Genomic DNA, 19,754 nt, shown 5'->3' with positions numbered 1-19,754 from the left:
GGTTTTTTTATTCTTTTCTTTAATATAAAAAATTAAGCCGGAATCTGCTGACTCAAGCAGTGTAATGTTCCAAAGCCCCAGATAAAATCAATACAGCTGATACCGATTACTTCTCTGTCAGGAAAACATTCGGCAAGTATATTCAAAGCCACACGATCATTGCTGTCGTTAAAAGTAGGAACCAGAACACAATTATTCAGAATCAGGAAATTCGCATAGCTGGCCGGTAATCTTAACGTATCAAAATCAACACGTTTTGGCATTGGCAATGCTACGATAGTTGGTGATTTTCCGTCTTCCAGTTTTGCATTTTGCAAACGTTTCAAGTTGTCCTGTAATGGTTTATAATTAGAATCGTTTTTATCCGTTTCTACAATCGTTACAATGGTATCTTCGTTTACAAATCGGCATAAATCGTCGATATGTCCGTGTGTATCATCTCCTTCTATTCCGTCACCCAGCCATATTACATTGGTAACTCCTAAGTATTCCTTAAAAACAGCTTCGTAATCTTCTTTGGTGAAACCTGCGTTTCTAACCTGAATGGTCGGATGCATTAAACATTCTTCAGAAGTCAATAAGGTTCCTTTTCCGTTTACATCAATTGCACCGCCTTCTACAATTACAGGTTTCCCCTTATACATTACCTGTGTAAGCGGAACATCAATAAAATCGGCTATTTTAGCAGGAACAAATTTATCCAGCTGGTAGTTTTTGTACTTCGCCCAACCGTTGAAATTAAAATTCAAAGCTTCTCTTTTTGAACCATTTTGTACAATAATGGGGCCCGAATCACGCATCCAGCTTCTATTGGTTTTATGAACGATAAAAGAAACATTCGCCAGATTCACACGTCCCATTTCCAGCATTCCACTTACTTTTTCTTTTAGTTTTTCATCGGCTACAACCAAAAAAACAGTTTCAAAAGTGGCTACTTTTTTAATAAATTCTACAAAAGCCCATTGAACAGCTTCGTATTTTCCCGGCCAGTCGTTTCCATTATGCGGAAAACACAATACAATTCCTTGTTGTTTCTCCCATTCCGCCGGAAATCTTCTATTATTTGTTGACATAAAATGATTCTAAATTTGAAAGTGTACAAAGATAATGAGATAATGTGATAATTAGATAATGTGATAATTAGATAATTGGACAATTAGACAATTGAACGATATAACATTTTAATAACTAACAAATTAACCAATTATCTAATTGACAGATTAAGTTAAAGATTAAATAATAAAGCCTTAATATAAGACCACAATCTGCTAATTACATTTGGCAAAACTAAAAAACACAAAAATGAAAAATGTAAGCCTTTCATTATTAGCTGCTTTATTTGTTATGACAAGCTGTAATAATGATGAAACCTCAAAAAATCAGGAATCCGAAGTTGTGGTCAACGAAAATACGGGTTCTTTCAAAGAAATCGGTTCTATTACCATTGGCGGAGAAGCAGCCGCTGAGATTTCGACTTATGATGAAAAAACAAAAAGACTTTTTACAGTAAATAATAGCGGAACGAATCAAATTGATGTCATTGATATTTCCGATCCTACAAAACCCGTTAAAATTGGTAAAATCGATCTAACTCCGTACGAAGGCGCTTCTAATAGTGTTGCGGTTTACGATGGAAAACTGGCGGTTGCTTTAGAATCAACTCTTAACAAACAAGGAAATGGAAAGGTGGTTATTTTTAATACCAGCGATTACAGCTTAATCAAACAAGTTACCGTTGGCGCATTACCGGATATGATTACGTTTTCACCGGATGGAAAATTCATCATGACGGCTAACGAAGGAGAACCTAACACCGATTATACACAGGATCCAAACGGAACCATTTCTATTATTGATACAGCTACTTATGCTGTTACAACTTTGGATTTCAGTTCTTTTAGTGGTCAGGCCGAAGCTTTGAAAAAAGAAGGTTTTAGAATTTCAAAATTTGCCAAGAGTTTTGCTCAGGACATAGAACCTGAATACATCACCATATCTGATGATTCAAAAACAGCCTGGGTTACTTTACAGGAAAACAATGGTGTTGCCAAAATAGATTTAACTTCTAAAACCATCACAGCGCTTTATCCTTTGGGCTTTAAAAATTTCAATACTGCCGAAAATGCAATTGATGTAAGTGATAAAGACGATAAAATTGCTTTTAATCCCTGGAAAGTAAAGGGAATGTACATGCCGGATGCCATTAGTCATTTTTCAGCTAACAATACTCCTTATTTTGTTACAGCCAACGAAGGTGATGCGAGAGAATATGCTGCCTATGCAGATATTAAAAGAATGAAAGACATGAAGCTGGATGCTACTGCTTTCCCTGATGCTGCGGCTTTAAAATTGGAAACTAATTTAGGAAGACTTAATCTTATTGCCGATATGGGAGATACTGACGGCGACGGTGACCTGGATGAGTTGGTAGCTTTTGGAGCCCGCTCCTTCTCTATCTGGAATGGGAATACCGGAAAAATTGTTTATGACAGTAAAAATGATGTTGACAAAAAAACGAATGAGCTCGGAACTTACGATGACAAACGCAGTGATGACAAAGGTTCTGAACCGGAAGCGGTCGTTGCCGTTAAAATGGGGACTCAGAATATTTTATTTGTAGGTTTAGAAAGATCTGATGCTTTTATGACTTATGATGTAACAAATCCTGCTTCACCACAATATTTACAAACGGTAAAAACCGGTGATGCTCCGGAAGGAATACTCTTCATTCCGGCTTCTAAAAGTCCAACCAAAAGAAGTTTGTTAGTGGTTAGCAGTGAAGGAGATGGAACTGTAAAAATATACCAGCCAGATTTAAAATAACCTTCACATTTACAATTTCAAAAAGGGGCTAAAAATTAAATTTAGCCCCTTTTTTTGACCAAATATTTTGATTTCATTAACATATTTGCATAATTAAAACCCAAAAGATGGGAATTATGTAAGACCAAATAGAACACTATCTAAATTTCGTACTATAAATTTGTCCTGAGTTTAAAAGTTAAGGCTCAAAAATAATATTAAATAAAAATTTGGATATCATGAAAAAGAAATTAGCTTCAGTATCACTTTTACTACTATCAATCGCTGCCAGTGCGCAAAACACGACAACGACATCGGCCCAGTCTTCAATTGACAAACCTGCTTACAATAAATGGTCTATAGAATTAAACGGAGGTTTAAACAAACCTATGAGAGCCATAACACCTGGCTATTCAACGGAATCACTTAATGCATTTCATGCCAATTTAGGTGCAAGATATATGTTTAATCCTAAATTTGGATTGAAACTGGATGTTGGATACGATCAATTTCAGGAACGCAAAGACACTCCGGAGTTTGACAGCAAATATTACAGAGCAAGTTTACAAGGGGTGGTTAACCTTGGAAGAGCTTTAAACTTTGAAACCTGGACAAATACTTTTGGTTTATTGGCACATGGAGGTTTTGGTGTTTCTCAATTAAGCAGCGATAAAGGTTTTGACGGGAAAGATTATATGGCTCACGGAATTATGGGATTAACCGGACAAGTGAGACTAAGCAACAGAGTTGCTTTAACCGGAGATCTTACAGGAATTGTTAACGGAAGACAAAACCACAACTTCGACGGAAAAGGAATTCCTGCTACCGGTTCATTAGATGGTGTGCTGTTAAATGCATCTGTTGGTTTGACATTCTACCTAGGTAAAAACACAAAACATGCTGACTGGTATTCTGAAGACAATGAAAGACTGAATAAACTAGAAGACCGAGTGAATACTATTGAGACCAATCTTATTGATACTGATAAAGATGGTGTTGCTGATTTGTATGATTTAGAGCCAAATACAATTTCAGGAGTGGCTGTTAATACTAAAGGACAATCTATTGACACCAATCAAAATGGTGTTCCGGACGAATTAGAAAGCTATTTAGATAAAACTTATGCTAAAAAAGGAAATGAAGCAGCTCCAACAAACAAAACGGTTGAAGAATTAATTAACGGAGGGTATGTAAATGTATACTTTGATTTCAATTCTTCTAAACCAACCAATACTTCTCTATCTGGTGTTGATTTCTTAGTGAAATATCTGAAAAACAATCCTGGTAAATCTGCTGATATCATTGGTTATGCGGACGAAATTGGAAACTCAAGCTACAATACTGAATTATCAAGAAAAAGAGCTGAAGCAGTTAAAAAGATTGCAACAAATGCAGGAATTGATGCTTCAAGACTGAATATAATTGCTAATGGTGAAGACACTTCTGTGAACAAAAATTCAAAAGAAGCACGTCAAATCGTAAGAAGAGTTACTTTCCAGGTGAAGTAAACAATTCTAAGCTAGTATAAAAAGAGGCTGTTTAAAAATTTAAACAGCCTCTTTTGCATATAAATACTTAAGATTGGAATTAAAGTCCAAAAAACGGCTTTAACATTCTACATTTTACTTCAACGCTGATAAAACGGATTCGCTATCGCGAAAACGCGGATAAAAACAGATCTTAAAAATTGTAAACTCATTATAAAGAGAAAAAATCTGTGTCTATCCGTGTTTTTACGAAGTAAATCCGTTGCATCCGCGTGGAATTAAAGCTAAAATTTAAAACAATATTGTCTCTGCTAAAAAAAAAGAGGCTGTTTAAAATTAAACAGCCTCTACTTTTTTGCCTTTATATAAAGGTATTTTTCACTTATTGATCAATCGCTCTTTTAGTAATATCGCCAAAAGCATCAATTCTTCTGTCTCTGAAAAACGGCCAGTTCTGACGTACGTTTTCCTGTAGATCCAAATCAACTTCAGCAATTAGAATTTCTTCCTGATCATGAGAAGCCTGAGCTAAAATCTCACCCTGAGGTCCCGCGATAAACGAAGCTCCCCAGAACTGAATTCCTTCTGTTCCCTCAATATATTTTTCTAATCCAATACGGTTTGCAGCGGCAACAAAAACACCATTCGCAACAGCATGGCCTTTCATTACGTTCATCCATGCACCATATTGATTTACTCCATACTCTTCTTTTTCTTTTGGATGCCATCCAATTGCTGTTGGGTAAAATAAAACCTCAGCTCCTTTTAAAGCAGTAATACGTGCTGCTTCCGGATACCATTGATCCCAACAAATAAGGGTTCCGATTTTTCCTTTTTTAGTCTCAATAGCCTGAAAACCTAAGTCACCCGGTGTGAAATAGAATTTTTCATAGAAATGCGGATCGTCCGGAATATGCATTTTACGGTATAACCCTGCTTCTGTTCCATCCGTATCAATGATGTAAGCACTGTTGTGGTAAATCCCTGCCATTCTTTTCTCAAAGAAAGGAACAATAATTACCACCCCTAATTCTTTTGCCAGGGCACTAAAAGCAATAAATGAAGTGCTGTAAAGCGGTTCGGCTAATGCAAAATTATCTACATCTTCGCTTTGGCAAAAATAATGACTGCTGTACAATTCAGGCAGCAAGATTACTTCGGCTCCCTTAGTAGCTGCGTCTCTTACCCAGCTGATACATTTTTTAAGATTATTCTCGGCAACATCATTCAGATTTAACTGAATAACGGCTATTTTATACTTTCTTTTCGGCATGACATAAAATTTAGAGTGCAAAAATAGTATTTTTTGAAAGAATGACAAAGAACACCTATCTTCCAGCTCTTATAAAAAAGAAAACCATCTTACAAATATCTCACTCTATTAAAGAATCAAATAATTGCAAAATGGTTTTGTTACCTAAAATTTATCGTCTAAGAACTTAATTATTCAATAACCACTTTTGTCGTGATAAACTCCGTTTCTGATTTTTTGAATTTGATTTCGAAAGTTCCTTTTGTTGCGGACTTAAATTTGTAAACTGTCTTTTTAGTATCCGGTACCTGAGTGGTACAAACTCCTGTTGGGTACTTAGCTTCCACCTGCAGCCCTTTTACTCCTCCAATGGTCACTTCGCTAATTTTATTGAATTCTCCACAAGCGTTATCGACAATAAAAGTAACATCGTAGCTTAGTTCTTCATTAACCTTCCCGGTTGCAGGACCTTTCACTTCGGTTACTAAGGCAGCTTTAGTAATTGATTCAGGAATACTTGGTGCGTCATTATCGTTGCTGCATGAAGCTAATCCAATAGTTAAAAATAATACTACAAAAACTGATTTTAATTTAAACCTTTTCATATAAAATAATAATTAATTGTTAATTACTATGAAGATGCCGTTGGATAGCAATGGTTGCTTTTCAAATTTGTTAATTCTTTTGATAAAACCAATAAACCACTAAAAATCAAGTATTTACTTCATAAAAACACTTTAAATAAAATACCCGTTTCTTATGAAAATCAAAATTTATCGCCTAGCCCCGATAGAAACGGCATCCTTTTTCCTGTTTCTTTAGCAGGGAAAAGATAGAGTGAATAGCGGGACAAAAGTTCTTTTAGAAATAAGTTACAGTGCTTCAAAAAAAAACACCAGCCTTTCGACTGGTGTTTGTTGTATTTATGGTACTTTTTCTTTTAAGCAGCCGCTTTTTTACCGAATATCTTTTTAAACAGACTTATTACAGCCAATACTACAAAACCTAATACTAAACCTGTAACAAATTCTTTTATGATAGAAGGGACATTAATTTCTTCCATTAAATGATGTAAAAACGGAATATAGTGAACAAAAATTCCGCCTGCTACTAAAATCAAAGCTATTGTACCAATTACAGTTAAACTTTTAATGACCAAAGGCAATGCTTTTACCAGTATATTTCCAATAAATTTCGATATACTTTTCTCTTTTTTACTGAATTTAATAAGCTTATACCCTGCTTCATCCATTCTGACAATAAGTGCCACGATACCATAAACACCAACAGTTGCAACTAAGGCAATTATTGACGTTACGATGATTTGCTGGCTAAGAGGCTGACCAATTACGGTACCTAAAGCAATAATTACGATTTCGACAGATAAGATAAAATCGGTTACGATCGCCGATTTTATTTTTCCTTTTTCAGCTTCTAAAATTTCTTCTTCTGTAAACGTTTCATCTGTGATTCCCTCAGATTCTTCGTGTTGGTGCGGAAATATAAATTCGTAGATTTTTTCTGCTCCTTCGTAAGCCAAAAATAAACCTCCAAGTACCAGAATTATAATGATCGCTACCGGCAAAAAAGCACTTAATACAAAAGCAATCGGTAAAATAATCACTTTATTCAATAAGGAACCCTTGCTGATTGCCCATAATACCGGAAGCTCTCTTGAGGATGCAAATCCTGAAGCTTTCTCAGCATTTACGGCCAAATCATCACCCAAAATACCTGCTGTTTTTTTTGCTGCAACTTTACTCATTACTGCAACATCATCCATGATTGCTGCGATATCGTCTAATAGTACGAAAAAACCTGATGCCATTATACTTCTTTTGTTTTAGAAAAATCACTTAATTAACTGGTTTTAAATACACCAAATTAATACGTGATCCTGGTTGTTTATTGCTGCGAATCTAAGACTTTTTTGTTGATTTTTCTAGCCAAAAATTAACTACATTGTCCTAAAAGTACCCAAATAATAATAAACACGAAAATAGTTCCAAAACAACCTCCACCTAATTTTTTCGCACCGTAACCCGCTATTAATCCTCTAAAAATATTGTTCATTGTATTTCGATAAGATTATTCCTCTTTTGATTTGATTTTCAAACCACTAGTGTAAAGTTCTATACTTTATTCGTAATTATTTTATATTACTTTAAGAAAAGATTACATTATTTATGAATCGGAATTCTTAAACAAAACAAAATGCCAGCCTTTCGGCCAGCATTTTTATAAATACTATGATTAAAAGTAAACTTAATCTGTTGTAACACTTGAACCTCTGCCAATTAAAGTAGCTTTATCTACAATACCTTGTCCCGTAGGAGGAGCCGATGGTTTTTGATTTTCTAATCTAACTCCCTTAAAAGAAGAGAGATTTAAAAGCCTGCTTAAGATCAGATTAACCTGAGAACTTGGAAGTGCATTACTTGTAAAATCAAGAGTTGTATCCTTATCTGCGATTGTAGACAAAGAAGGCAATTCAATAGAAGTAAGAAGTATGTTATTGTGAAAATATAAGCCTTTACTTGTCGTTAATACAGGAAACGCAATAAACGTTAAAGATGGATTATTCAGAATACCAGTATCATATCCCTGTATTATTTTCAATGCAGGAAATATAATCGATCCTAATTTATTGTTATTATCTACATCTAAATCATTGTAAACCTCCATAAGATTGCTCAAATTTACATTCGTCAACTTTGAATTATTTTGAATCTTTAAGGTTACCAGTTTTTTCACTGCACTCAAATCTATACTTGTCAAATTTGTTGTGCTTGTCACATAAATATTCTCGGTATAAGGCCCGAACTCAGCATCTATTTGCGCCACAGCCTGTGCATCTGTAATGTCGCCAGTAATTATTATACTTGGTTTTCCTTTGTTCTGACTGCTTCCTGCATATAAAGCATAAGGCACACTTAACAACTGGCTTGTGCCACTGATAGTATAGTTTGTTCCTCCTGTCGGATCGATTTCGGTCTTGATAAAGTGTGATCCTGCTCCCCAGTTTATTCCTGAAAAAGTTCCAGTAGTTGGTGTTCCGCCTCCTATTTCTATAGTGGCTAATCCATTGCTGTTTGTTGTGGTGGTTTGGGTTTCTACATAAGAAGCCGTACCACTTGTGGATCCCAACAATATACTGGTTTTGATACTCACTAAAGTACCTGCAACCAATGTCCCATCGGTTTTACGAATAACCGATTGGTAGCTCATTTTTTGCGGAGCCTGGGCAAATAAAAAGGTAAAAGAACTTAATAATAGTAATGCGAGAGTAATTTTCTTCATATATTTTTTTTTGATTTTAGAATGTTAATCTTTTATGATCTTACTGTATTTATTGGATATTCTTCCAAGAACCTAAATTTATTAGAAACCTAAATAAAAAGAATTCCAATAAACTAGTCCGTAGTAACTGAATTACCTGCATTTATTAAAGCAGCTTTATCAATAAGCCCTTGCCCTGTAGGAGGAGCTAGTGGATTTTGTCCTTGTAATTGAATCGATTTTCCTAAAGCAGGTAAAACATCTTTTAGTTTACTTAATAACGAATTAACCTGAGAACTTGGTAATGAATTATTACTAAAGCTGATTCCTCTACCTGTACTAAGAGATAACGTAGGTATATTAATCGTATTCAAGCTCGAATTAGAAGTAATATACAAACTATTAATTTGGGTTAGCAATGGAAAAGAGACTGACGCTAAAGACTTATTATCGTATATCGTAGCCTGATCATCTCCTAATATTACGTTTAATGCCGGAAATACAATTGAACTCAATTTTTCGTTATATCTTATATTAAATTCATCCTGAACTACACTAAGATTGTCAAATTTTACAGCAACTAGTTTAGCATTAAAACTTATATCAAAATAAAATATTTTTTTTAATACGCTCAAATCTAAAGTTGTCAGGTTTGTGGTACGAGTCACATAAACCTTCTCCGTATGAGGTCCAAACTCAGCCGCTATTTGTGCTGCCGCCTCTGCATCTGTGACATCTCCCGTTATAAAAATAGTTGTTTTTCCTTTATTTTCACTACTTCCCGCATACAAGGCGTAGGGCACACTTAAAAGCTGACTGGTACCACTAATGGTGTAGTTACTTCCTCCTTTTGGATCGATTTCGGTTTTGATAAAGTGTGATCCGGCTCCCCAATTTATTCCGGAAAAAGTTCCGGTAACGGGTGTTCCTCCACCGATTTCTATAGTGGCTAATCCATTACTGTTTGTCGTTGTAGCTTGTGTCTCAACATAAGAAGCTGTACCACTTGCTGAGCCTGCCAAAATACTCGTTTTGATACTCACTAAAGTACCTGCGACTAATGTACCGTCAGCTTTACGAATGACGGATTGGTAACTCATTTTTTGCGGAGCCTGCGCAAATAAAAAGGTAAAAGAACTTAATAATAGTAATGCGAGAGTAATTTTCTTCATATATTTTTCTTGATTTTAGAAAGTTATTTTTTTATGATTTTAAACGTTTTTATCGTTTTACCGCTATTGCTTACAGTCAGAAAATAAATGCCGCTATTTACCCCTTGCATGGGTATGCTCGTTTCAGGGTTGGTAACTTTTAAGTTCTTGGATACCATTTTTCCGGTGCTGTCAAACAATTGGCAGGATAAATCATTCCATTCGTTTGTAGCAACAGCCAAACTAAGTACATCAACAGCGGGGTTGGGATAAGCGGTCATTGCAAGAGTAATACTTTTAAATTCGTCATTCCCGAGGCTGATTATTTCATAAGCCTGTTGAACACCTTGCAAAGCAAAGCCATTAGCTCCTCCGGGCAAACTTGTGTAGGCAATCTGTCCTACTGAGTAACTCGAGCTACCTCCATTCCCGGTAGCATTTCCACCCGAAACTACTACACTCTCTTGTGAATAGCCATTGGTTGTAAATGAAATACCTGTAATAAATAAAATTAAAAAAGTGCGTAGATTTTCTTTCATATAATTGATTTACTGATTAGTAATTCAAATATATAATAATTATTATACAGAATATTATTACCAAGAAAAGATTGTGTAAAAAAAACACCAGCATTTCTGCTGGTGTCTTTTTGAAACAGTAAAGATGTACTACACCTCTATCTTAAAAATTATTCTTCTTTATGCGTTTGATTTCTAAAAACCAATTGCCCGTCAAAAGCATCTAATAAAATGATACTGTCTGTCGTAATCTTTCCTGCCAGAATTTCTTTCGACAGCTGATTCAACACTTCTCTCTGAACTATTCGTTTTACGGGTCTCGCACCAAACTGAGGATCATAGCCCTTGTCTGATAAATAAGCGATTGCCTCCGGTGTTGCGTCCATTGTAATACCTTGCAGAGCCAGCATTTTTGTAACGCTCTTCAGCTGTAAACCTACAATTTTAGAAATATTATCTACGGTTAAAGGTGTAAACATCACAATCTCGTCGATACGGTTGATAAATTCCGGACGGACAGTTTGTTTCAGTAATCCTAAAACTTCAACCTTTGCAGATTCAGTAGCCGATTCAATACTTCCTTTTAAGTTTTCAAACTTATCCTGTATGATCTGACTTCCCATATTAGAAGTCATAATGATAATCGTGTTTTTAAAATCAGCCAGACGTCCTTTATTATCCGTCAAACGACCTTCGTCTAAAACCTGAAGCAGGATGTTAAACGTGTCCGGATGCGCTTTTTCGATCTCGTCTAGCAGAATAACAGAATAGGGTTTTCTACGAACCGCTTCAGTTAGCTGGCCACCTTCATCATAACCCACATACCCAGGAGGCGCACCAACTAATCGGCTCACACTATGACGTTCCTGATACTCACTCATATCGATACGGGTCATGGCATTTTCGTCATCAAAAAGATATTCTGCCAAAGCTTTAGCCAGCTCCGTTTTACCCACTCCGGTAGTTCCTAAAAACAAGAACGTTCCAACGGGTTTTTTCATATCCTGCAAACCGGCACGGCTTCTGCGTACGGCATCACTTACTGCTTCAATTGCCTCTTCCTGACCTACCACACGTTTGTGCAATTCGTCTTCCAAATGCAATAATTTTTCTCTTTCCGTCTGAAGCATTTTCATCACCGGAATTCCGGTCCATTTTGCAACCACTTCAGCAATATCTTCACGGGTTACTTCTTCTTTAATCAAAGAATTACCGGATTGAAACTCCAGCAATTGTTTTTGCAACACCTCCTGACGTTCCTGCGCTTCTTTTATTTTACCGTAACGAATTTCGGCTACTTTTCCATAATCTCCGTCACGTTCCGCACGCTCCGCTTCGTATTTAAAGCCCTCTATTTCGAGTTTTACCGCCTGAATTCCGTCTACAATATCTTTTTCAGATTTCCATCTTGCATAGATCTCGTTACGCTCTTCTTTTAAGTTCGCGAGATCCATACCCAGTATTTTCAGTTTGCTTTCTTCTTTTTCACGCTTAATAGCTTCAATTTCAATCTCCAGCTGCATGATTTTACGATCTAAAACATCCAGTTCTTCGGGTTTTGAATTGATTTCCATACGTAATTTAGAAGCGGCTTCATCCATCAAATCGATAGCTTTGTCCGGTAAAAAACGATTGGTAATGTAGCGTTGTGACAATTCTACCGCAGCAATAATGGCCTCATCTTTAATCTGAACTTTATGATGCGTTTCATATTTTTCTTTGATTCCACGTAAAATTGAAATCGCGCTTTCCGTATCCGGCTCATCGATTAAAACTTTTTGGAAACGACGTTCCAGCGCTTTATCTTTTTCAAAATACTTTTGATACTCGTCCAAAGTTGTTGCTCCAATGGCTCTTAACTCACCACGGGCCAAAGCCGGTTTCAGAATATTAGCCGCATCCATCGCACCTTCTCCTCCACCTGCACCCACAAGCGTGTGAATTTCATCAATGAATAAAACAATATCTCCTTCGGCAGAAGTAACTTCTTTTACTACTGCTTTTAAACGTTCTTCAAATTCACCTTTGAACTTTGCACCTGCAATCAATGCTCCCATATCCAATGAGAAAACGATTTTATCTTTTAAGTTTTCCGGCACGTCACCATCTACAATTCGGTGCGCCAGTCCTTCGGCAATAGCCGTTTTACCAACTCCCGGTTCTCCGATTAACATTGGATTGTTTTTGGTTCTTCGCGTCAAAATCTGCAATACACGACGGATTTCTTCGTCACGGCCTATAACAGGATCTAGTTTTCCGGTACGAGCCAGTTCGTTTAGATTTTTAGCGTATTTATTTAATGAATTATACGTTTCTTCAGCTGAAGCCGATGTTACTCGTTCTCCTTTTCGAAGTTCTTCAATGGCAGCTTTAAGTCCTTTACCAGTAACGCCCTGATCTTTTAAAATCTGTGAAACTTTGCTTTTAGAATCAAAAATAGCCAAAATTAAATGTTCGATAGAAACGTATTCATCGTTCATTTTTTGGGCAATAATTTCTGCTTCATTCAATGCTTTATTTGCGTCTCTGGAAAGTAATATATCTCCTCCCGAAACTTTTGGAAAACTTGCAATAGTGCTGTCTAATATTTGTAAAAACAGCGGTACGTTTACATTTAGTTTTTTCAAAATAAACGGAGCAACATTTTCATCTACTTCAAAAATAGCTTTAAAAATGTGTTCATTTTCAATCTGTTGTTGTCCATTGCGTTGCGCCAGTTGCTGTGACAGCTGTATGGCTTCCTGAGACTTTATTGTAAATTTATTTATATTCATATGTATACGATTTAGGATTGATTATTAGTGATATAGTTCGAGATCATTAAAATTACAATTTATTGGATTAAATTTTTAACTTTAAATATTCTAACTTTGCTATCAGAACGTTCAAATTATATTCCATACTAAAAATACAGACAAAATGACACTTTTAATTGGTTTTTAATCCATTTAAAATGTCAAAAAGTCATAAAACAAGTCAAATATGAGTTTTTTAAATTCAATCTTCGGGAATTCGGAGTCAACAGATACCCCAAAAAGCAATGTAAATTGGACCCAATTAACCGATGTTGCCCAATTAATGGAAATCGAAGGAATATCCAACGAAAAACCGGTAGTCATTTTTAAACATAGTACAAGATGCAGTATTAGTCGTATGGCTTTGAAGCAATTTGAACGTGAATATACTTTAGAAGATACTGTAGGTGCTTATTTTTTGGATTTAATAGCACATCGTGATGTCTCAAACGAAATTGCATCGCGATTCAATGTTTACCATGAATCTCCACAATTAATCCTGATCAGAAACGGGAAGGCTGTTTATGATGTTTCTCACAGCGATATTGATGCAGAAGCATTGAAAAGTAAAATATAGATTTTTTCTTGTGAGATGTAAAATGTGAGATGTGAAACTATCCTTGTAATTTTTCACATCTCACATTTTACACATAACATCTTACATTTAACTTAAAAAGTTCCTTCCGAACCTCCTCCGCTAAAACCGCCACCTCCAAAATCCATTGGAGAGTCTTCAGGCTTCGCTTCGGGTTTTACTCCAAATGCTGAAGCAACAATTAAAGTTTCCATATTTAAAAATGGATTTGACGAATTCAATCGATCCGGTTTAAATGTCAAGTCGCTTTCTTTGTCCTTTAGCTTCTTTATTGAAAAATAAGCTATTGCAAACAAAACTATCCCGCCAAGTGTCAGCGCAATTTCTATTGGTAAAACCGAATGATAAAACCGAATCGTATAAATTGAAAAGCCTATCGCTAAAAAACTAATCCATAGCAAGATTCTATCCTTAGTTTTCAAAGCCTGGACCAAATACACAAGAGGCACGATCAACGTAAAGGCATAAAAGAAAAAAGCAAATGGTATGTCCTTCCCTTCAGCTATTGGGTTGTCCATAAGAGTCACCGAAAATTCCCTAACCACTAAATAATTGCAAGAAAGATAAAACAGTATCAAACAAAAACTATTGGCAAACAGAAGTCCATTATAGTGATACGTTTCGGTTAGTTTTTGAATATTTTTCTTAGTAAAAAAGTAAAATCCTGCCGAAAATAGTAGCGTCACAAAAGGTAAAATCATTTTTCCAATTTCTCCCAATTCTAATAGCCCAAAGAATAAAACAGCGGCCGAAGCCACGCAAAACACCAATAATGCCGGTAAATTCAAATACCTTCTGTAGAGCAGAAACGACTTGAATGCCACAAAAATGGCGATTATTAGTTCGTATCCCTCAGTAGTGATTGCAACAGCAATTCCCAGGTTTAAAATTGATCCTAAAACAAAAGCATCGTCCAGACCATGTCGGTAATATTTCAGATTAGCCAAAAGTTCCGCTCCGACAAAACCAACCAAAGCAAAAATATAACAGCAGATACTGAAAAAGAATTGCTCTCCGCTAAGTCCTAATAATGAAATGGCTCCGCAAATGGACAAATACAAAAATGATCCCAGCAGAAAAAATCCCAGTCGAACCAGAATATTGTTTTGCATTTTAAAAGCAGTCAACTCTCTTTTAATTCTATCTTTCTGATTTTTATCTATAAAACCAGCTGAATACAGAGAAGCAGCTTCTTCTATTAAAGTCAAATCATCTAATTCCTCTTTATCGTATGCTGTCATGCTGCAATTTCTTTATTGAATTTCTTAATTAATTTGATGAATAGTATGATTGAGCCTATAAAATATAAAGGAAGGATTAAAATAAATAATTCCCAGATATCAGAAAAATTAATGCTCTCAAAAACTCTAAATACGAATATATTGAGACCTATATAAGCATAAATAATCATAAAAACATACAATGAAATAGCTTTAAGCTTGTAACTTACTTTATAAAAATAATACGTTGACACAGCCAAAACAATTGCAAAAAGCAGCCAAATACCATCCGTATAAGAATCCGTCAGATTATGAATTAATGCAATACTGGCAATGTGCAAAGCAAAAGTGTGATAAATGATATTGAAATGGGGTTTTAATTGAATTCTGGAGCTGTAAACCGTCCATAAAATAAGTAAAACAGCCAATAAAATTGCCGAATAACTTAAACTTGGATCCTGGTAGAAATTACTATTATTCACCAAATCCTGTGGTGTAACAGAAAGTCCGACATAAGCTGCCAAACCGGTAATTGCGATTGTCAAAACGCTTTTATTATCGAAATAATACGCACAAAAGAAACTTACCAGAGTTGGAATTAAAGTCGCCAGTCCGTAATGCGTTCCGAAGGTTTGGTACTGAAACTGTAAATACCCAATAAAAATACAAGTAAGTATAGTAGCGGCCAGAACCAGGTATTCTAAAACCGGGTGCTCAAAGGTGGTTTCTATTTTTTGAAATCCTTTGGCATTTTTAAAACAGAAGTAAAAACAAACTCCAATAACAATCAACAACAGCGAAAGAATTGCTATGTGACCTATGGAATCAATATTTTTGTAAATTAAAATTCCGATTCCTGAAGTAAACAACAATACAGACAAGTACAGGGCTAATTTAAGTTCTGCATTTAGTGAAAAAATATTCAATCCGCGATAGGATGTAATTTCCTCATACTTATTTTTACTCAATAATCCCCTTTCCCAAAGGCCTTTGGTGGCCTGATCATCAAACTTATTCATACTTTAATTTTCAAAACTAAATATCAAAAATAAACTTTTTTTTACTAAGAACAATTATCTTAAGTAAAAAAAAACCTACGAAACTCAATCATTCAAATGCAAAACCTGAATATTTTTAAACTGCAATAAAAAAAAAACCGATTCGCATCAGATACAAATCGGTTTTTTGATGGGTTTGCTTCCTTTATAAAGCTGCTTTCATTTTATCTTTAATAGCATTCAGGCATAAATTATTGATACTGCCTTCATGGGTGTGTTTTGTTTCTTTAGGCGATTGGTACGTTCCGGCTTCCAATTGTTCCGCAACTTCTTTGTACGCGTCTCTGAAAGGTATACCAGCCACTACCATTTCGTTTAAAGTATCTACTGTAAACAAATAATCGTATTTTTTATCTTTCAGTATGTTGTCTTTTACGGTAATATCTTTTACAGAAAAAATAGCAATATCCAGACAGGCTTTTAAGTTTTGAATCGCAGGAAACAAACCTTCTTTTAAGAGCTGAAAGTCTCTGTGATAACCACTTGGTAAATTATTGGTGATTAAAGTTATTTCGTAAGGAAGTGACTGAATCTTATTGCATTTTCCTCTGATCAATTCAAAAACATCCGGGTTTTTCTTGTGAGGCATAATACTGGAACCTGTTGTAAGATGCGATGGCAAACTTATAAAATCAAAGTTCTGGCTCATATACAAACAAACGTCCATGGCAAATTTTGACAAGGTTGCAGCGACACTACTCATAGCAAATGCTACAGTTTTCTCGGCTTTTCCACGGCTCATTTGAGCTGCAACGGCATTGAATTTTAGGGTTTCAAATCCTAATTCCTGAGTAGTAAAAGTTCTGTTGATTGGGAATGAGCTTCCGTACCCTGCAGCAGATCCCAGCGGATTCTGGTCGACTACTTTCGAGGCTGCATTTAACATGGTAATGTCATCAATTAAGCTTTCGGCATAGGCTGAAAACCACATTCCAAAAGACGATGGCATCGCGATCTGCAAATGTGTATATCCGGGTAACAAGACATTCTGATGTTTCTCTGCAGATTCCATCAACAAATCAAAAAGTGTTTTTACCTGCTCTTTTATTGCTTTTAACTCGTCTTTTAAATACAAATGAACGTCTACCAAAACCTGATCGTTACGGGAACGCGCTGTGTGGATTTTTTTTCCGGCGTCTCCTAGTTTTACGGTGAGTAAATACTCTATTTTGGAGTGTACGTCTTCAAAACTGTTTTCTATTTCGAAATTTCCAACGGCAACATCAGCAATAATCTCATTTAATACATCTACTAAAGAAGTGGTTTCTTCCTGAGTTAATAAACCAATTTGTCCGAGCATTTTGGCATGTGCAATGGATCCCAGTGCATCGTATTTTGCAAGAACTAAATCAAGTTCCCGGTCGTTTCCAACGGTAAATTGCTCGATTTGTTTAGCTGTTGGTATTCCTTTTTCCCAAAGTTTCATAACTTAGATTTTTAGACTTCTTAGATCGTTAGATTGTTAGACTCCTTTCTTTGTCTTTATTTTCTAATCACACCAATATGCCTGTTTATATTACAAACCCGACAGGTTTTTGAAGCCTGTCGGGTTTAATTTCGTTTCAATTATAATTTAAAGAACCCGTTTAGTATTTTGATATACAAATCGATTCCTTCTTCAATTTCATTTACAAAAATAAATTCGTCTGCTGAATGTGAACGTAAGGTTTCTCCAGGTCCTAATTTTAAAGACTGACAGCTTAAAACGGACTGATCTGAAAGTGTAGGTGAGCCATAAGTAGTTCTTCCTAAAGCGATTCCTGCTTGTACCAAACCATGTGCAACCGGAATTGATGAGGCATTCAGATGCATTGATCTTGGCGTTACTTCGGCGTTTATATTGGCTTTTACTACTTCAAGAATCTCTGTGTTCGAATAACAGTCAGTCACACGAATATCGACTACTAAATCGCATTCTGAGGGTACTACATTGTGCTGTTTTCCTGCACTGATTTGCGTTACGGTCATTTTTACAGGACCCAGAACCTCCGAAATTTTATCGAATTTATAATTTTTAAACCATTCCATTACGGGAATTGATTTATAGATAGCATTATCGTCGTTTTGATGTGCGGCATGACTTGCGGTTCCTTTGACTTTTACGTCTAAAACCAACAATCCTTTTTCGGCAACCGCCAATTGCATTAAAGTAGGTTCGCCCACAATAGCGCAATCTAATTCTGGTAAGTGCTTTAAAACGCTGTTTAAACCATTCTTTCCGCTGCTTTCTTCTTCGGCAGAAGCTACAATAACGATATTATGTGATAAGTTTTGGTTTTCGTAGAAATGCACAAATGTTGCCAGCAACGAAACCAGACAGCCTCCGGCATCATTACTTCCTAATCCAAATAGTTTCCCATCCTTTTCGATGGCTTTAAACGGATCGTTAGTATAAGCCTGATTGGGTTTTACCGTATCGTGGTGTGAGTTTAATAAAAGTGTTGGTTTATTTTCATCGAAATATTTGTTGAAAGCCCACACATTATTGTTTTCTCTTTGAAAAGGAATTTCGTTTTGATTGAACCAATTTTCGATTAAAAGGGCTGTTTGGTCTTCTTCACTTGAAAAGGAAGGGGTCTCGATAAGACTTTTTAATAAACTAATTGCTTCTTTAGTAAGCGTTTCTATATTTTTCATTTTTATTAGGTACTGAGGCACTAAGATTCTAAGGTTCTAAGACTGCAAAAGTCTTAGTTTCTAAGGAACTTAGCAACTTTTTCTTTTATAACGTAATGCTTGTATGCAGAATCTCCGAATTTTGAAGCATTTTGTGGTGTCCGATTTTAATTTGCTGCACTCCTCTTGACAAACTATTGAAGCAATTATCTAATTTTGGAATCATTCCGGAATGGATCACTTTTTCTTCTTTAAGTTTGTTGTATAAAGCTTCGTTGATTTCGGTTATCACTGATGTATCGTCTTCTGAATCCTGCAAAACGCCTTGCTTTTCAAAACAATAGGTCAATGTAACCTCAAAAACTTCAGACAAAGCAATGGATAACTCACTTGCAATGGTATCGGCATTGGTGTTTAATAATTGTCCGTTTTTGTCGTGTGTGATGGCACAGAAAACAGGAACAATTCCGTTTTCTAATAACGTAGCCAATAACTTGGTGTTAACTTGTTTTACATCTCCCACAAAGCCATAATCGATTGTAGGGTGGTTTCGTTTTACAGACTGGATTAAATTTCCATCAGCTCCAGAGAATCCTATCGCATTGTTGTCTTTTGACTGTAATTGCGCTACAATATGTTTGTTGATTTGGCCTGCGTAAATCATGACCACAACATCAAGCATTGCAGCATCTGTAATTCGGCGTCCATCAACCATTTGCGGCACCAATCCAATACTCTGAGCCATTTTTGTAGCCGATTTTCCTCCACCATGAACTAGTACTTTATGACCTTTTATTTTAGAAAAATCAGTTAAGAATTGCTCTAGTTCCGCCGGATTGTCGATGATGTTTCCACCTATTTTTATTACTGTAACTTTCATTTTTTTTAGGTTCAGAGGTTCAGAGTGACAAAGGTTCAAAGGTTTCTTTTAAGGTTTTTTAACCTTTGTACCTTTGCAGCTTTGTGCCTTTGTACCTCAAA

16 protein-coding genes are annotated in these 19,754 nt (G+C 35.8%); 3 read left to right on the top strand and 13 right to left on the bottom strand.

From position 1 onward, the window contains the following. Window positions 1–32: 32 nt before the first annotated feature. Entirely contained in the window at window positions 33–1,073 is a 1,041-nt protein-coding gene (locus tag OLM58_RS17325; protein ID WP_017497078.1) for an agmatine/peptidylarginine deiminase, read from the bottom strand. Window positions 1,074–1,302: 229 nt separating this feature from the next. On the opposite strand from OLM58_RS17325, the gene OLM58_RS17320 reads away from it, so the two are divergent. Both OLM58_RS17320 and OLM58_RS17315 read left to right on the top strand, forming a co-directional pair. Next, a complete protein-coding gene (locus OLM58_RS17320) occupies window positions 1,303–2,823 on the top strand; it encodes a choice-of-anchor I family protein (RefSeq protein ID WP_264529884.1) in 1,521 nt (506 codons plus the stop codon). Between the two features lie 218 nt (window positions 2,824–3,041). After that, window positions 3,042–4,310: an OmpA family protein gene (locus OLM58_RS17315; RefSeq protein WP_264529883.1), complete on the top strand. Its 1,269-nt coding sequence runs from the start codon at window positions 3,042–3,044 to the stop codon at window positions 4,308–4,310. A gap of 361 nt (window positions 4,311–4,671) precedes the next feature. On the opposite strand, the gene OLM58_RS17310 is transcribed toward OLM58_RS17315, so the two are convergent. From OLM58_RS17310 to clpB, 7 genes are all read right to left on the bottom strand, one after another. Further along, complete coding sequence (locus tag OLM58_RS17310; protein ID WP_249965061.1) at window positions 4,672–5,562, bottom strand: carbon-nitrogen hydrolase; 891 nt, start codon at window positions 5,560–5,562, stop codon at window positions 4,672–4,674. A 170-nt stretch (window positions 5,563–5,732) separates the two neighbouring features. Continuing rightward, window positions 5,733–6,146 (bottom strand): hypothetical protein, encoded by a 414-nt coding sequence (locus OLM58_RS17305; RefSeq protein WP_264529882.1) that lies wholly within the window; start codon window positions 6,144–6,146, stop codon window positions 5,733–5,735. Window positions 6,147–6,481: 335 nt separating this feature from the next. Beyond that, the gene (locus OLM58_RS17300) at window positions 6,482–7,369 is read right to left on the bottom strand and encodes a DUF808 domain-containing protein (RefSeq protein ID WP_264529881.1); all 888 of its coding nucleotides are present in this window, start codon (window positions 7,367–7,369) and stop codon (window positions 6,482–6,484) included. Window positions 7,370–7,806: 437 nt separating this feature from the next. Further along, window positions 7,807–8,841 carry a hypothetical protein gene (locus OLM58_RS17295; protein ID WP_264529880.1) on the bottom strand — a complete coding sequence of 345 codons (1,035 nt, stop codon included), beginning with the start codon at window positions 8,839–8,841 and terminating at the stop codon, window positions 7,807–7,809. A 113-nt stretch (window positions 8,842–8,954) separates the two neighbouring features. Beyond that, window positions 8,955–9,992, bottom strand: coding sequence for a hypothetical protein (locus OLM58_RS17290; protein ID WP_264529879.1), 1,038 nt, complete (start codon window positions 9,990–9,992; stop codon window positions 8,955–8,957). Window positions 9,993–10,015: 23 nt separating this feature from the next. Then, window positions 10,016–10,510, bottom strand: coding sequence for a T9SS type A sorting domain-containing protein (locus OLM58_RS17285; RefSeq protein ID WP_264529878.1), 495 nt, complete (start codon window positions 10,508–10,510; stop codon window positions 10,016–10,018). Between the two features lie 149 nt (window positions 10,511–10,659). Next, window positions 10,660–13,263: an ATP-dependent chaperone ClpB gene (gene clpB / locus OLM58_RS17280; protein WP_264529877.1), complete on the bottom strand. Its 2,604-nt coding sequence runs from the start codon at window positions 13,261–13,263 to the stop codon at window positions 10,660–10,662. 208 nt (window positions 13,264–13,471) lie between these two features. Between clpB and ytxJ the strand changes: the two genes are divergently transcribed. Next, a complete protein-coding gene (gene ytxJ, locus OLM58_RS17275) occupies window positions 13,472–13,861 on the top strand; it encodes a bacillithiol system redox-active protein YtxJ (RefSeq protein ID WP_264529876.1) in 390 nt (129 codons plus the stop codon). Between the two features lie 92 nt (window positions 13,862–13,953). Here ytxJ and OLM58_RS17270 read toward each other — a convergent pair whose 3' ends face one another. The 5 genes from OLM58_RS17270 to argB all read right to left on the bottom strand — a co-directional run bounded on the left by OLM58_RS17270 (window position 13,954) and on the right by argB (window position 19,653). Then, window positions 13,954–15,120: a hypothetical protein gene (locus OLM58_RS17270; protein ID WP_264529875.1), complete on the bottom strand. Its 1,167-nt coding sequence runs from the start codon at window positions 15,118–15,120 to the stop codon at window positions 13,954–13,956. Further along, complete coding sequence (locus tag OLM58_RS17265) at window positions 15,117–16,118, bottom strand: DUF2157 domain-containing protein (RefSeq protein WP_264529874.1); 1,002 nt, start codon at window positions 16,116–16,118, stop codon at window positions 15,117–15,119. The genes OLM58_RS17270 and OLM58_RS17265 overlap by 4 nt, the downstream gene beginning before the upstream one ends. 184 nt (window positions 16,119–16,302) lie before the next feature. Beyond that, window positions 16,303–17,583: an argininosuccinate lyase gene (gene argH / locus OLM58_RS17260; protein ID WP_264529873.1), complete on the bottom strand. Its 1,281-nt coding sequence runs from the start codon at window positions 17,581–17,583 to the stop codon at window positions 16,303–16,305. Window positions 17,584–17,723: 140 nt separating this feature from the next. Then, entirely contained in the window at window positions 17,724–18,794 is a 1,071-nt protein-coding gene (locus tag OLM58_RS17255) for a M20 family metallo-hydrolase (RefSeq protein ID WP_264529872.1), read from the bottom strand. An 85-nt stretch (window positions 18,795–18,879) separates the two neighbouring features. Continuing rightward, on the bottom strand, window positions 18,880–19,653 hold the full coding sequence (gene argB, locus OLM58_RS17250; RefSeq protein ID WP_264529871.1) for an acetylglutamate kinase: 774 nt from the start codon (window positions 19,651–19,653) through the stop codon (window positions 18,880–18,882). Window positions 19,654–19,754 lie beyond the last annotated feature (101 nt).

It is taken from the genome of Flavobacterium sp. N502540, assembly GCF_025947365.1.
Taxonomy (GTDB): Bacteria; Bacteroidota; Bacteroidia; order Flavobacteriales; family Flavobacteriaceae; genus Flavobacterium.
Note: the sequence above shows the minus strand (reverse complement) of the source record. Positions and strands in the feature narration are given on the sequence as shown.

Coding starts and splice junctions, on each gene's coding strand:
- clpB (WP_264529877.1), bottom strand. CDS start 13,263: ATGAATATAAATAAATTTACAATAAAGTCTCAGGAAGCCATACAGCTG.
- OLM58_RS17315 (WP_264529883.1), top strand. CDS start 3,042: ATGAAAAAGAAATTAGCTTCAGTATCACTTTTACTACTATCAATCGCT.
- OLM58_RS17300 (WP_264529881.1), bottom strand. CDS start 7,369: ATGGCATCAGGTTTTTTCGTACTATTAGACGATATCGCAGCAATCATG.
- argH (WP_264529873.1), bottom strand. CDS start 17,583: ATGAAACTTTGGGAAAAAGGAATACCAACAGCTAAACAAATCGAGCAA.
- OLM58_RS17310 (WP_249965061.1), bottom strand. CDS start 5,562: ATGCCGAAAAGAAAGTATAAAATAGCCGTTATTCAGTTAAATCTGAAT.
- OLM58_RS17325 (WP_017497078.1), bottom strand. CDS start 1,073: ATGTCAACAAATAATAGAAGATTTCCGGCGGAATGGGAGAAACAACAA.
- OLM58_RS17255 (WP_264529872.1), bottom strand. CDS start 18,794: ATGAAAAATATAGAAACGCTTACTAAAGAAGCAATTAGTTTATTAAAA.
- OLM58_RS17305 (WP_264529882.1), bottom strand. CDS start 6,146: ATGAAAAGGTTTAAATTAAAATCAGTTTTTGTAGTATTATTTTTAACT.
- OLM58_RS17290 (WP_264529879.1), bottom strand. CDS start 9,992: ATGAAGAAAATTACTCTCGCATTACTATTATTAAGTTCTTTTACCTTT.
- argB (WP_264529871.1), bottom strand. CDS start 19,653: ATGAAAGTTACAGTAATAAAAATAGGTGGAAACATCATCGACAATCCG.
- OLM58_RS17270 (WP_264529875.1), bottom strand. CDS start 15,120: ATGACAGCATACGATAAAGAGGAATTAGATGATTTGACTTTAATAGAA.
- ytxJ (WP_264529876.1), top strand. CDS start 13,472: ATGAGTTTTTTAAATTCAATCTTCGGGAATTCGGAGTCAACAGATACC.
- OLM58_RS17295 (WP_264529880.1), bottom strand. CDS start 8,841: ATGAAGAAAATTACTCTCGCATTACTATTATTAAGTTCTTTTACCTTT.
- OLM58_RS17320 (WP_264529884.1), top strand. CDS start 1,303: ATGAAAAATGTAAGCCTTTCATTATTAGCTGCTTTATTTGTTATGACA.
- OLM58_RS17285 (WP_264529878.1), bottom strand. CDS start 10,510: ATGAAAGAAAATCTACGCACTTTTTTAATTTTATTTATTACAGGTATT.
- OLM58_RS17265 (WP_264529874.1), bottom strand. CDS start 16,118: ATGAATAAGTTTGATGATCAGGCCACCAAAGGCCTTTGGGAAAGGGGA.